The following is a 12,627-nucleotide window of genomic DNA, read 5'->3' on the forward strand; positions in this document are numbered from 1 at the left end:
AGAAGCGAGCGAGAACAGGTCCATGAGCGGAAATCAGACCCTGTGGGGACGCGGCGCCGTGGTCGTCGGCGCCACCAGCGGCATCGGCTACGCCGTCGCGCACGCCCTGGCCGGACACGGCGCCGGAGTCGTGGTCAACGGACGAAACACCCCCGCAGTTGAACGCACGGTCAACTCCCTGACCCTCGCCGGCCACCGCGCGATCGGCGTCGCCGGCAGCGCCGCCGACGAATCCACCGCCACCGACCTCGTCGACACCTGCGTGCGCACCTTCGGGGCCGTCGACGTGCTCGTCAACTGTGCCGGGATCGCCGAACCCGCGGGCTCCTCCATCCTCGACGTCAGCACCCGCGACTGGCGTGCCCTGCTCGACTCCCACCTCACCACCACGTTCAACACCTGCCGCGCCGCCGCCCCGAAAATGGTCGCCCAGGGCCGCGGCAGCATCATCAACACCAGTTCCTTCGCCTATCTCGGCGACTACGGCGGCACCGGATACGCCGCCGGGAAGGGCGCGGTCAACTCCCTCACCCTCGCCATCGCCGCCGAACTGGCCGAACACAAAGTCCGCGCCAATGTCGTATGCCCCGGCGCCAAAACCCGGCTCTCCAGCGGGTTCGCCTATGAAGCCAAGATCATGGAGCTCTACCGCCGCGGCATGCTCGACGAGATCAGCAAGGACGCCGCCCTCGACGCCCCACCCGCCGACCACGTCGCCCAGCTGTACCTGTACCTCGCGGGTACGGCCGCCGAGCGGGTCACCGGCCAGATCTTCGTCGCCGCGGGCGGATTCGTCGGCCGCTACGACCGCCCGACACCCACCATCCTCGGCTTCCGCGACCACAACGACACCCCACCCTGGGCGCAGGACGAACTGCACCGCATGATCGGCGGCCGCGACGCCGAGGCCGGTCGGCAGTGACCGCATTCCCCGAACTCGGCTGTTACGGTCTCGCCGGCCACGCCACCGACCCGCATATCCTGCTCGACGAAGCCCGCGCCGCCGAACGACTCGGCCTCGGCGCCATGTTCCTGTCCGAACGTTTCAACACCAAAGAAGCGTTCGCTCTCGCCGCTGCCGCGGGCGCGGTCACCACCGACCTCGGTATCTGCACCGCGGCCACCAACCACAACACCCGCCACCCCCTGATCACCGCCACCGCGGCGGTCACCCTGCACCGGCTCACCCGGGGCCGCTACAGCCTCGGCCTCGGCCGCGGATTCGGTGCGCTCTTCGACGCCATCGGCCTGCCCCGGATCACCTCCGCGCAACTCCGTGACGCCACCGAGCTCTACCGGCGCCTCTGGCGCGGCGACACCGTCGTCGGCCACGACGGCCCCGCCGGAAAATACCCGATTCTGCACCTCGACCCCACCTACGACGATGCCATCCCGGTCACCCTCACCGCGATCGGTACCAACACCCTGCGCCTGGCCGGGCAGATCGCCGACGCCGTCGTACTGCACACCTTCTTCACCGACGACACCACCGCCCGCGCCGTCCGGACGGTCCGCGCCGCCGCCGCGGACGCCGGCCGTGATCCGGCGGCCGTCCGCATCTGGTCGGTGCTGGCGGTGGTCGACGACACCCAGGGCGAATCGGCCCGGCTGCGCAAACTCGTCGGCCGCCTCGGCACCTACCTGCAGGGGTACGGCGACATCCTGGTCCAGGTCAACGACTGGGACCCGCAGGCCCTCGCCGACTTCCGGGCGCACCCCCTGGTCACCGGCGCCGGAGGCGCCCTCGACGCCGTAGCCGACGACACCACCCTCGCCGCCGTGGAAGACCTGCTCCCCGCGGAATGGACGGCTGCCTCCGCCACCGGTACCCCCGAACACTGCGCGGCCCGGATCGCCGACCAGTTCGCCGCCGGTTCCGACGGCGTCATCCTGCACGGCAACACCCCCACCGAACTCGCACCAGTTCTCGACGCGTGGCGGCGCCACCGCGACCCCGGCCGGTTCGCCCACCTGCCGGCCAACCCCGGCAGGAGCAGCCGATGACCGCCTCGACCGAGATCGCCGGACTGACCCCCGAATGGCTCACCGCCGCCCTCGGCCGCCCCGTCACCGCCGTGACCGCAGAAGCCGTCGGCACCGGACAGATCGGCACCGTGCACCGGCTGCGGCTCACCGGCGACGGTGTCCCGCGACAACTCCTGGCGAAACTCCCCGCCGCCGACCCCGGCGTCCGCGCCATGCTCGCCGGCGCCTACCGCCAGGAAGTCCGCTTCTACACCGAGATCGCCGCCACGGTCGCCGTCCGCACCCCGCGCTGCCACCACACCGAGATACACGGCGACGGCGGCGAATTCGTCCTCCTGCTGGAAGACCTGGCCCCTGCCCGCCAAGGCGACCAGATCGGCGGCTGCCCCGTCTCCCACGCCCACGCGGCCGTGACCGAGCTCGCGGGCCTGCACGCCCCCCGCTGGTGTGACGACACCCTGCTCGATATCGAGGGGTTCGGCCGCAACGGTCCGGAAGAAGCCGGCACGCTGCGCGAACTCTACGGCCCCACCACCGATATCTTCCTCGCCCGCCTCGGGGACCGCCTCCCCGCCGAGGACCACGAGACCGTTCGGGCCTGCGGTGAGGTCATCGCCGACTGGCTGGTCGCCCGCCCCGAACGCTTCGGACTCGTGCACGGCGACTACCGCCTGGACAACCTCCTGTTCGACGACGCCGACCCGCCGCAGGTGACCGCCGTCGACTGGCAGACCGTCAACCTGGGCCTGCCCGCCCGCGATCTCGCCTACTTCATCACCACCGGCCTCGACCCGGAGCCCCGGCGGGCCGCCGAACAGGATCTGGTCGCCACCTACCACCGGCGGCTCACCGAACTCGGCGTCACCGGCTACACCGCCGAGGACTGCTGGCAGGACTACCGCTTCGCCGCCCTGCAGGGCCCGCTGGTCGCGGTGTTCGGCGCCGCCTACGGCATCCCTTCCGAGCGCGGCGACGCCATGTTCGCCGCCATGATCCGCCGTAGCTGTGCCGCTATCCGCGATCTGGACTCGCTCACGCAGCAACCGGCACCGCTGCGGCCGCCCGCCACGGGATAGCCCGGCCGCGTCACCCGCGCCCACAGCGCAGGAATAACCCCGCCACCCCCTCGGTTCAAGTAGATGCAAATGCATAGAACCTACGGTGGGAGTGACACACGATGCAGTTCGGAATCTTCTCGGTCAGCGATATCACCCGCGACCCCGTGACCGGCGTGACGCCCAGCGAGGCCGAACGGATCGACGCGATCGTGCAGATCGCGCGCAAAACCGAAGAGGTCGGCCTCGACGTCTTCGCCATCGGCGAGCACCACAACCCGCCGTTCTTCTCCTCCTCACCGACCACCCTGCTCGGCCATATCGCGGCCAGCACCGAGCGACTGATCCTCACCACGGCGACCACCCTGATCACCACCAACGACCCGGTGAAGATCGCCGAGGACTACGCCATGCTGCAACACCTGTCCAAGGGCCGCATGGATCTGATGCTCGGCCGCGGCAACACCGGCCCCGTCTACCCCTGGTTCGGCAAGGACATCCGCGCGGGCCTACCGCTGGCACTGGAGAACTACAACCTCCTGCACCGGCTGTGGCGCGAGGACGTCGTCGACTGGGAAGGCAACTACCGGACCCCGCTGCAGGGCTTCACCGCCACCCCGCGGCCGCTCGACGGTGTGCCGCCGTTCGTCTGGCACGGCTCCATCCGCACCCCGGAAATCGCCGAACAGGCCGCCTACTACGGCAACGGTTTCTTCGCCAACCACATCTTCTGGCCCACCGCGCACTCGCTCCAGCTCATCGAGTTCTACCGGCAGCGTTTCGAACACTACGGTCACGGCACCAAAAAGCAGGCCATCGTCGGACTCGGCGGACAGGCCTATATCGCCAAGAAATCCCAGGACGCCTGGAACGAATTCCGCCCCTACTTCAACGAAGCCCCCGTCTACGGCCACGGCCCCTCCCTGGAGGACTTCGCCGAAATGACCCCGCTGTCGGTCGGCAGCCCACAGGAGATCATCGACAAAACCCTCACCTTCCACGACACCTTCGGTGACTACCAGCGCCAGCTGTGGCTGATGGACCACGCCGGATTGCCGCTGAAAACCGTGCTCAACCAGCTCGACCTGCTCGGCGAGGAAGTCGTGCCGGTACTGCGCAAAGAACTGGAGACCCGCCGCGACCCCGAATCCGCCCCGGCGCCCACCCATCGGGCGCGCGTCGCCGCCGAATACGGCGACGAGCCCGCCCGGCAGGCCCGCCCCAACGCCAACCAGGGCGACAACCTGGCCGGCGCCAGCCCCTACCAGGACACCGCGAAGACCCTGGCCGACAAGTGACCAGAACCAGCGGACGGCTCGCCAACGACGCCTGGGAAGCAGTACTCACCGCCCACGCGGTCCTGATGAAACAGTTCGCGGCCCAGGATGTGTGGCACGGACTCACCATGCGCGAATACGACGTCCTCTACACGCTGTCCAAATGCCCCGAACCCATCCGCCCCGCCGAACTCAACCGGCACGTCCTGCTCACCCAGCCGGCGCTGTCCCGGATGGTGGACCGGCTCGTAGACCGCGGCCTCGTGCAACGCACCCCCGACCCACACGACGGCCGCGGGGTCCGGCTCTCGCTCACCGATGAGGGCCGGACCCGGCAGCGCCGCATCGGCGGCCGCCATGCCGTCGGCGTCGCCCGCGCCCTCACCGGCGCCCTCACCGACGACGAACTACGCACCCTCGAACAGCTCTGCGGCAAACTCGCCGACATCACGCAAAGGAACGAGATATGAACACCACCAACGGCCAGGGCACGACCCCCTACCGGCTGGTCGTGGTCAGCGGCGGCACCAGCAACCCGTCCTCGACCCGCATGCTCGCCGACCGGATCTCCGCCCGCGTCGGCACCCTCGCCCGCCACCGCGGCGCCACCGCCACCGTCCACGTCATCGACCTCCGCGAACTCGCCACCGAGATCACCACCGCGCTCGTCTCCCAGCTCATGGGCCCCAAGATGACCGCCGCCATCGAAACACTCGCCGCCGCCGACGGCCTGATCGTCGCCGCCCCCGTCTACAAGGCCGCACCGAGCGGACTGCTCACCTCCTTCTTCCACGTCCTCGACAACGACCTGCTCATCGCCAAACCGGTGATCCTGGCCGCCACCGCCGGCAGCTCCCGGCACGCCCTGGTCGTCGACGAACAGATGCGCGCCCTGTTCGCTTTCCTGCGCACCATGACCGTGCCCACCTCCCTGTTCGCCGCCTCCGAAGACTGGAGCGACACCGACCTCGACAAACGCATCGACCGCGCCGCCCTCGAACTGGTGCTGCTGATGGAGAGCGGTTTCGCGCACAAGGTCAAAGACGAATCGTGGACCAGCTACCAGCACAGCTTCGGCAGCGCCGGCGGCAGCGAAACCACCGTCGACCTCGACACCGACCTCATGCGGCTCGCGGCCGGTGGAAGTGCGGCCGTGGATACCCGCCCCTGACGGCTGCGGCCCGTCGGTGGACGCGTTGTTGCCCCGTGGCGTGGATCGCCCGGCCGACCATCAGAGCCCGGGATCGGGTAGCCGGTCGAGGAATCCGGCGATGAGCCGGGCGATCTCGTCCAGATGGGTTTCGAGGGCGAAGTGGCCCGTATCGAACAGATGCAGTTCGGCGTCCGGGATGTCGGTCAGGTAGGCGTGCGCCCCGGGCGCGGGAAAGAACGGATCGTTCGCTCCCCAGGTGATCAGGGTGGGCGGGGCGTACTTCCGCAGCCAGTCCTGCCAGGCCGGATAGCGGGCGATATTGGACCGATAGTCGAAAGCCAATGCCATCTGCGCCTCCTCCCGCCCGGGCAGGTCCAGGAAATACTGGTCCAGCAACCAGGATTCGGGGGACAGTCTGGTGACCTCAGGGACTCCGGTCTCGTACTGGCTGCGGGTGCCCGCCGGGGTCAGTAGCCGGCGGATCGTGTCCCGGGCGCCCTCTTGTTCTGGACGGAGCGAAATGAACTCCCGCGCGCCGTCGGACAGTCCTGCCTCGTAGGCGTTTCCGTTCTGCACGATCAACCCCGTGATCCATTCCGGGTGGCGCTCGGCGAGCCGGAATCCGATCGGAGCGCCGAAGTCGAAGACATACATGGCGAAACGGTGCAGGCCGAGCTGCTGCACGAACGCCTCGATGATATCGGCCAGGTGATCGAAGGTGTACTCGAAATCTCCCGGCGTCGTGGTGTTTCCGAAACCGGGATAGTCGGGCGCGATGAGCCGGTAGCGATCGCCGAGCACATCGATCAGCCGTCGGAACTGATGAGAGGCGGAGGGAAAGCCGTGCAGCAGCAACAGCGTCGGCGCATCGGCGCGACCGGGCACGGATTCCCGATAGAAGACACCGATGCCGTCGACATCGAGGTAGCGGTGATGAACCAGTGGCAAGCTCATGGGTTCACATGCTTTCTTTCCGAGGATATGCATTAGCTGTAGCGGAACCCCGGCTAACGTGTCAAGGCGGTGAAGTAGCATTAGTGGGATGAACTCGGCAGCATTCCCGGTGGGCGAGCCACTGGCCCTGGATCTGGTGAACACCCGCCCGGCCCAGGGCGACCTCCTGAGTACTCCCGATCAGTTGGCCGACTGGCTCCGGAAACAGGCCGATCGGCTGCCGGAAAACCCGCCCGAATACCTGACCACCGAGGCCTTGCGACAGGTGCGGCAGGTCCGCGACCACATCTCCACGGTGCTCGAGGCGTTGCTGTCCCGCCGCCGCCCGCCGGCAGCCGCCCTGCACGGATTGGCCGATGCCCAATCCGCCGCACCTGCCGTCCGGCATCTTGTATGGGACGGCACCGCGCTCACGGCCACAGTGCGCCGTACCGGCCCCAGTAGCACGCGGCTGGCCGCCGCCCTGGCCGAAGCCGCCGTCGAACTGCTCTCCGATCCGGCGATCGCCCGCCTGAAACAGTGCGAAGCCGACGACTGCGTCCTGCTGTTCATCCCCGCCCATCCGCGCCGCCGCTGGTGCTCACCACAACGCTGCGGCAACCGAGTCCGCGTAGCCCGCTACTACGACCGCCACCACCCGGCGAAGGCCCCCGAGACCCGCAGCGGCATCGGCTGAACCAGCGCGCCCACACGACGCCCGTCATCGCCGAGAACCCACCCTCACGCGTGTTAGTTTGCTGCGGTGGCCGCACCCGCCGAAACCATCGACCAGGTCACGCGATATCTCGACCTCGCCGGCGTCCTCGCCTGCGCGATGCTCGGCGGCGCCGTATCCCGCACCGAGAAACTCGACCTGTTCGGGTTCCTGGTCGTCGGTATCGTCTCCGGCCTCGGCGGCGGCATCATCCGCGACACCCTGCTCCAGCAAGGCCCCCCGGTAGCACTCACCGACTACGCCTACCTGCCCACCGCCGTCGCCGGCACCCTCATCTCGTTCCTCATCCACCTCAGCGAACACGCCTGGGACCGCCTCTTCACCGCCCTCGACGCCGCCGTCATCGGATTCTGGGCGGTCACCGGCGCACAGAAAACCCTCGCCGCCGGCCTCGGCTGGCTCCCCGCCGTACTGCTCGGCATCACCACCGCCGTCGGCGGCGGCGCCACCCGAGACGTCCTCCTACGACGGGTCCCGGCCGTCTTCGGCGGCAACGGTCTCTACGCCACCGTCGCCGCCGTGGTCGCCGGCACCATGGTCGTCTGCACCTATCTCGGCGCACCCGCGATCGGCATCGTCGCCGGCATCGTCTTCTCACTGGCTCTCCGACTCGCCGCCGTCCGGTACGGCTGGGGCCTGCCCAACGGCCTGGACTGGCAGCCGCACACCCGCCTGGCCGCCGCCGTCCGCGGCGTCCGCACCACCCGTCGCGGCCGTCCCCGCGACACCGGCACCGAAGACAGCAGCTGACACCGACCCCCGAGCAGAGAGGCACCACCGATGAATCGTGCCGCCACAACTGTTCTGACCGGCCTGGACGCCGCCCGCGAGGAGATCGAGAACCACTACCGCGACCTGCACGCCCACCCCGAGCTCGGCATGAGCGAACACCGCACCGCCACGCTCGCCGCCACCGCGCTACGCGATTACGGCTACGACGTCACCACCGGCATCGCCGGCACCGGAGTCACCGGCGTCCTCCGCAACGGTCCCGGCCCCACCGTGCTGCTGCGCGCCGATATGGACGCCCTCCCGGTGAGGGAAGCCACCGGCCTGCCCTACGCCTCCACCGCCACCGTCGACCGTGCCGGCATCGCGCAACCGGTCATGCACGCGTGCGGACACGACGTCCACGTCGCCTGCCTCCTCGGATCCGCCCGCCTGATGGCCGAGGCCCGGCCCGCCTGGCACGGCACGCTCATCGCGCTGTTCCAGCCCTCGGAAGAAAACGGTGACGGCGCCCGCGCCATGGTCGCCGACGGACTCACCGGCAAGATCCCCGCCCCCGACGTCGTCCTCGGCCAGCACGTCCTGCCCTATCCCGCGGGCTCCGTCGGCACCTGCCCCGGACCGTTCCTGTCCGCCGCCGACAGCCTCCGTGTCACCCTGCACGGCCGAGGCGCCCACGGCTCCCAACCCCAGGCCTCCGTCGACCCGGTCGTCATGGCGGCGATATGCGTACTGCGCCTCCAGACGGTGGTATCCCGGGAGATCGCGCCCACCACCCGCGCGGTTGTCACCGTCGGCAGCATCCACGCCGGCACCGGGCCCAACCTCATCCCCGACGACGCCGTCCTCGAGATCAATGTGCGCACCTACGAGCCGGAAGTCCGCGAGCACGTCCTCAACGCCATCGAACGGATCGTGCGCGCCGAAGCCGCCGGAGCCGACGCCCCACGCGAACCCGAATTCGAGCGGATCACGACCTTCCCGCCGACCGTCAACGACCCCGAAACCACCCGCCGGGTCGCCGCGGCCTTCGCCACCGCGTTCGGCGCCGCCTCCCACACCATCGAGCCACAGACCGCCAGCGAGGACATCAGCGAAATACCCGCGGCCTTCGGCGTCCCGTTCACCTACTGGGGGCTCGGGGGCACCGACCCGGCCGCCTTCGCCGGCGCCGTCGAAAAAGGCACCCTGTTCCGGGACATCCCGGTCAACCACAGCTCCCGCTTCGCGCCCGTGCTGCAACCCACCCTCGACACCGGAGTCACCGCCCTCGTCGTCGCCGCGCTCGCCTGGCTCGGCACCGCCGACGACGCCGGCAACCCACCACCGGGAACTGGGCAACCCGGGCACGATATGGGACGATCGGCCACGTGACCAGCAGACCCACCGCGGAGCAACACCTCCGCGACCTCGCGCTGTTACGCCGCGTCCGCGACCGGATGGACCGCGCATACGCGCAACCACTCGACGTCGAGGCGCTCGCCCGGGGTGTCAACATGTCCGCTGGACACCTCAGCCGCCAGTTCCGCCTCGCCTACGGCGAATCCCCGTACGGATACCTGATGACCCGCCGCATCGAACGCGCGATGGCCCTACTGCGTCGCGGCGACCTCACCGTCACCGAAGTCTGCTTCGCCGTCGGCTGCTCCTCACTGGGCACCTTCAGCACCCGCTTCACCGAACTCGTCGGCATGCCGCCCAGCGCCTACCGGCGGCAACAAGCCGACGCCACCGCCGGCATCCCGTCGTGCACGGCCAAACAGGTGACCAGACCGATCAGGAATCGAGAAGCCCCGGTAACCACCCCGCAGTTAGCGTGATCGGCATGGACATCACCATTCACGCCAGCTACCTGCCCCAGGACGATCCCGAAGCCGCCATCGGGTTCTACCGCGACACCCTCGGCTTCGAGATCCGCAACGATGTCGGCTACAACGGTCTGCGCTGGATCACCGTCGGCCCCGCCGGCCAACCCGGAACCTCCATCGTCCTGCACCCACCGGCCGCCGACCCCGGCATCACCGACGAAGAACGCAAAACCATTGCCGAAATGATGGCCAAGGGCACCTACGCCGGAATCAACCTCGCCACCGAAGACCTCGACGGCACCTTCGAACGCCTCCAGGCCGGTGATGTGGAAGTCGTCCAGGAACCGACCGAACAGCCCTACGGTATCCGCGACTGCGCTGTCCGCGACCCCGCGGGCAATATGATCCGCATCCAGCAACTGCGCTGACCGCAGGCCCACCCACCGATCCGGCCCGCACACCGGCCCGCCCATTGGACGGGCCGGCCGGTAACACTCGACCGCCGGGAACCGAACACGCCGATGTCGACGACCGCGACAGCACCAGAGGGAGACAGATGAGCACCGCCACGAAGACCGGTACGCGGGCGTCCGCGACACACGCCGCCGACAGCCACGACCTGATCCGGGTGCAGGGCGCGCGTGTGAACAACCTCAAAGACGTCAGCGTGGAGATCCCGAAACGGCGACTCACCGTATTCACCGGCGTTTCCGGCTCCGGTAAGAGCTCCCTGGTCTTCGCCACCATCGCCGCCGAATCCCAGCGGATGATCAACGAAACCTACAGCGCCTTCGTCCAAGGCTTCATGCCCACCCTGTCGCGGCCCGACGTCGACCTGCTCGAGGGCCTCACCACCGCCATCATCGTCGACCAGGAACGCATGGGCTCCAACCCCCGCTCCACCGTCGGCACCGCCACCGACGCCAACGCCATGCTGCGCATCCTGTTCAGCCGGCTCGGCGACCCGCATATCGGCTCACCCAACGCCTACTCGTTCAATATGCCGTCGGTGACCGCCAGCGGCGCGATCACCGTGCAGCGCGGCGCCAAAACGGTCGCCGAGAAAGCGACCTTCAGCCGCCTCGGCGGCATGTGCCCCCGCTGCGAAGGGATGGGATCGGTCACCGACTTCGACCTCACCGCCCTCTACGACGACAGCCTCTCCCTCAACGAGGGCGCCCTCACCATCCCCGGCTACAGCATGGACGGCTGGTACGGTCGCATCTTCCGCGGCTGCGGCTACTTCGACCCCGACAAGCCGATCAAGAAGTTCACCAAGAAACAACTGCACGACCTGCTCTACAAAGAGCCCACCAGAATCAAGGTCGAAGGCATCAACGTCACCTACGAAGGTCTTATCCCGCGCATCCAGAAGTCCTTCCTGTCCAAGGACGTGGACGCCATGCAACCCCATATCCGGGCCTTCGTGGAACGCGCCGTCACCTTCACCACCTGCCCCGAATGCGGCGGCACCCGGCTCACCAAGGAAGCCCTCGCCTCCAAGATCAACGGCAAGAACATCGCCGACCTGTGCGCCATGCAGATCAGCGACCTCGCCGACTGGGTGCGCGAACTCGACGAGCCGTCGGTCGCCCCACTCCTCAAAGGCCTGCAGCACCTGCTCGACTCGTTCACCGATATCGGGCTCGGCTACCTCTCCCTGGAACGCCCCTCCGGCACCCTGTCCGGGGGAGAGGCCCAACGCACCAAGATGATCCGCCACCTCGGCTCCTCGCTCACCGACGTCACCTACGTCTTCGACGAACCCACCATCGGCCTGCACCCGCACGATATCCAGCGGATGAACGACCTGCTGCGTCAGCTCCGCGACAAGGGCAACACCGTCCTGGTCGTCGAACACAAACCCGAAGCCATCGAAATCGCCGACCATATCGTCGATATCGGCCCGCGGGCCGGCAGCAACGGCGGACAGATCGTCTTCGAGGGCACCGTCGACGGACTCCGCGCCAGCGACACCCTCACCGGACGCCACCTCGACGACCGCGCCGCCCTCAAGGAATCCGTACGTACCCCGTCGGGCACTCTCGAAGTCCGCGGCGCCGACTCCCACAATCTGCGCAACGTCGACGTCGACATCCCGCTCGGCGCCCTCGTCGTCGTCACCGGCGTCGCCGGCTCCGGCAAGAGTTCCTTGATCACCGGCTCGGTATCGGGCCGCGACGGCGTCGTCACCATCGACCAGGGCGCCATCCGCGGATCCCGCCGCAGCAACCCGGCCACCTACACCGGACTCCTCGACCCCATCCGCAAAGCCTTCGCGAAAGCCAACGGCGTCAAACCCGCCCTGTTCAGCTCCAACTCCGAAGGCGCCTGCCCCACCTGCAACGGCGCCGGCGTGATCTACACCGACCTGGGTGTCATGGCCACCGTCGAATCCACCTGCGAGGAATGCGAAGGCAAACGCTTCCAGGCCGCGGTCCTCGAGTACACCCTCGGCGGCCGCAATATCGCCGAAGTGCTCGATATGTCGGTGGCCGAAGCCGAAGAGTTCTTCGGTTCCGGCGACGCCCGCATCCCCGCCGCCCACAAGATCCTCGACCGGCTCGCCGATGTCGGGCTCGGCTACCTGCGCCTCGGCCAGCAACTCACCACCCTCTCCGGCGGTGAACGCCAGCGCATCAAACTCGCCACCCAGATGGCCGAGAAAGGCGGAATCTACATCCTCGACGAACCCACCACCGGCCTGCACCTCGCCGATGTCGAACAGCTGCTCGGACTCCTCGACCGGCTCGTCGACTCCGGTAAATCGGTGATCGTCATCGAACACCACCAGGCCGTGATGGCCCACGCCGACTGGATCATCGACCTCGGCCCCGGCGCCGGACACGATGGCGGCCGCATCGTCTTCGAAGGCACCCCCGCCGATCTGGTCGCCGCCCGCTCCACCCTCACCGGCGAACACCTCGCCGCCTACGTCGGCGCCTGACGC

At 68.6% G+C, this 12,627-nt stretch carries 13 protein-coding genes; 12 read left to right on the forward strand and 1 reads right to left on the reverse strand.

Annotated features, from left to right (window positions below; translation table 11 throughout):
* The first annotated feature begins 22 nt into the window (after nucleotides 1-22).
* The 6 genes from NF4_RS10915 (at nucleotide 23) to NF4_RS10940 (ending at nucleotide 5,489) form a co-directional block, all read left to right on the forward strand.
* Entirely contained in the window at nucleotides 23-922 is a 900-nt protein-coding gene (locus NF4_RS10915) for an SDR family NAD(P)-dependent oxidoreductase (RefSeq protein ID WP_063127151.1), read from the forward strand.
* Nucleotides 919-2,004 (forward strand): TIGR03857 family LLM class F420-dependent oxidoreductase, encoded by a 1,086-nt coding sequence (locus tag NF4_RS10920; protein WP_063127152.1) that lies wholly within the window; start codon nucleotides 919-921, stop codon nucleotides 2,002-2,004. Before NF4_RS10915 ends, NF4_RS10920 begins: the two co-directional genes overlap by 4 nt.
* Complete coding sequence (locus NF4_RS10925) at nucleotides 2,001-3,062, forward strand: phosphotransferase (protein WP_063127153.1); 1,062 nt, start codon at nucleotides 2,001-2,003, stop codon at nucleotides 3,060-3,062. The genes NF4_RS10920 and NF4_RS10925 overlap by 4 nt, the downstream gene beginning before the upstream one ends.
* A 101-nt stretch (nucleotides 3,063-3,163) precedes the next feature.
* Nucleotides 3,164-4,339 (forward strand): LLM class flavin-dependent oxidoreductase, encoded by a 1,176-nt coding sequence (locus tag NF4_RS10930; protein WP_063127154.1) that lies wholly within the window; start codon nucleotides 3,164-3,166, stop codon nucleotides 4,337-4,339.
* On the forward strand, nucleotides 4,336-4,788 hold the full coding sequence (locus NF4_RS10935) for a MarR family winged helix-turn-helix transcriptional regulator (protein WP_063127155.1): 453 nt from the start codon (nucleotides 4,336-4,338) through the stop codon (nucleotides 4,786-4,788). Before NF4_RS10930 ends, NF4_RS10935 begins: the two co-directional genes overlap by 4 nt.
* On the forward strand, nucleotides 4,785-5,489 hold the full coding sequence (locus NF4_RS10940) for a CE1759 family FMN reductase (RefSeq protein ID WP_063127156.1): 705 nt from the start codon (nucleotides 4,785-4,787) through the stop codon (nucleotides 5,487-5,489). The genes NF4_RS10935 and NF4_RS10940 overlap by 4 nt, the downstream gene beginning before the upstream one ends.
* Before the next feature lie 60 nt (nucleotides 5,490-5,549).
* Here the strand turns inward: NF4_RS10940 and NF4_RS10945 are convergent, their stop codons facing one another.
* Nucleotides 5,550-6,425 carry an alpha/beta fold hydrolase gene (locus tag NF4_RS10945; protein WP_063127157.1) on the reverse strand — a complete coding sequence of 292 codons (876 nt, stop codon included), beginning with the start codon at nucleotides 6,423-6,425 and terminating at the stop codon, nucleotides 5,550-5,552.
* A gap of 88 nt (nucleotides 6,426-6,513) precedes the next feature.
* Between NF4_RS10945 and NF4_RS10950 the strand changes: the two genes are divergently transcribed.
* From NF4_RS10950 to NF4_RS10975, 6 genes are all read left to right on the forward strand, one after another.
* On the forward strand, nucleotides 6,514-7,101 hold the full coding sequence (locus NF4_RS10950; protein WP_063127158.1) for a CGNR zinc finger domain-containing protein: 588 nt from the start codon (nucleotides 6,514-6,516) through the stop codon (nucleotides 7,099-7,101).
* A 66-nt stretch (nucleotides 7,102-7,167) separates the two neighbouring features.
* Entirely contained in the window at nucleotides 7,168-7,890 is a 723-nt protein-coding gene (locus NF4_RS10955) for a trimeric intracellular cation channel family protein (RefSeq protein WP_063127159.1), read from the forward strand.
* A gap of 30 nt (nucleotides 7,891-7,920) precedes the next feature.
* Nucleotides 7,921-9,243 (forward strand): amidohydrolase, encoded by a 1,323-nt coding sequence (locus NF4_RS10960; protein WP_063127160.1) that lies wholly within the window; start codon nucleotides 7,921-7,923, stop codon nucleotides 9,241-9,243.
* Nucleotides 9,240-9,689 carry a helix-turn-helix transcriptional regulator gene (locus NF4_RS10965; protein ID WP_063127161.1) on the forward strand — a complete coding sequence of 150 codons (450 nt, stop codon included), beginning with the start codon at nucleotides 9,240-9,242 and terminating at the stop codon, nucleotides 9,687-9,689. The genes NF4_RS10960 and NF4_RS10965 overlap by 4 nt, the downstream gene beginning before the upstream one ends.
* Nucleotides 9,690-9,694: 5 nt before the next feature.
* Nucleotides 9,695-10,105, forward strand: a complete 411-nt coding sequence (locus NF4_RS10970) for a VOC family protein (RefSeq protein WP_063127388.1) — start codon at nucleotides 9,695-9,697, stop codon at nucleotides 10,103-10,105.
* Nucleotides 10,106-10,233: 128 nt separating this feature from the next.
* Complete coding sequence (locus tag NF4_RS10975; protein WP_063127389.1) at nucleotides 10,234-12,624, forward strand: ATP-binding cassette domain-containing protein; 2,391 nt, start codon at nucleotides 10,234-10,236, stop codon at nucleotides 12,622-12,624.
* The last annotated feature ends 3 nt before the right edge of the window (nucleotides 12,625-12,627 follow it).

It is taken from the genome of Nocardia fusca NBRC 14340 (assembly GCF_001618425.1).
In the GTDB taxonomy this organism is placed as follows: Bacteria; Actinomycetota; Actinomycetes; order Mycobacteriales; family Mycobacteriaceae; genus Nocardia; species Nocardia fusca.

Coding starts and splice junctions, on each gene's coding strand:
- NF4_RS10915 (WP_063127151.1), top strand. CDS start 23: ATGAGCGGAAATCAGACCCTGTGGGGACGCGGCGCCGTGGTCGTCGGC.
- NF4_RS10925 (WP_063127153.1), top strand. CDS start 2,001: ATGACCGCCTCGACCGAGATCGCCGGACTGACCCCCGAATGGCTCACC.
- NF4_RS10930 (WP_063127154.1), top strand. CDS start 3,164: ATGCAGTTCGGAATCTTCTCGGTCAGCGATATCACCCGCGACCCCGTG.
- NF4_RS10940 (WP_063127156.1), top strand. CDS start 4,785: ATGAACACCACCAACGGCCAGGGCACGACCCCCTACCGGCTGGTCGTG.
- NF4_RS10945 (WP_063127157.1), bottom strand. CDS start 6,425: ATGAGCTTGCCACTGGTTCATCACCGCTACCTCGATGTCGACGGCATC.
- NF4_RS10950 (WP_063127158.1), top strand. CDS start 6,514: ATGAACTCGGCAGCATTCCCGGTGGGCGAGCCACTGGCCCTGGATCTG.
- NF4_RS10960 (WP_063127160.1), top strand. CDS start 7,921: ATGAATCGTGCCGCCACAACTGTTCTGACCGGCCTGGACGCCGCCCGC.
- NF4_RS10970 (WP_063127388.1), top strand. CDS start 9,695: ATGGACATCACCATTCACGCCAGCTACCTGCCCCAGGACGATCCCGAA.
- NF4_RS10975 (WP_063127389.1), top strand. CDS start 10,234: ATGAGCACCGCCACGAAGACCGGTACGCGGGCGTCCGCGACACACGCC.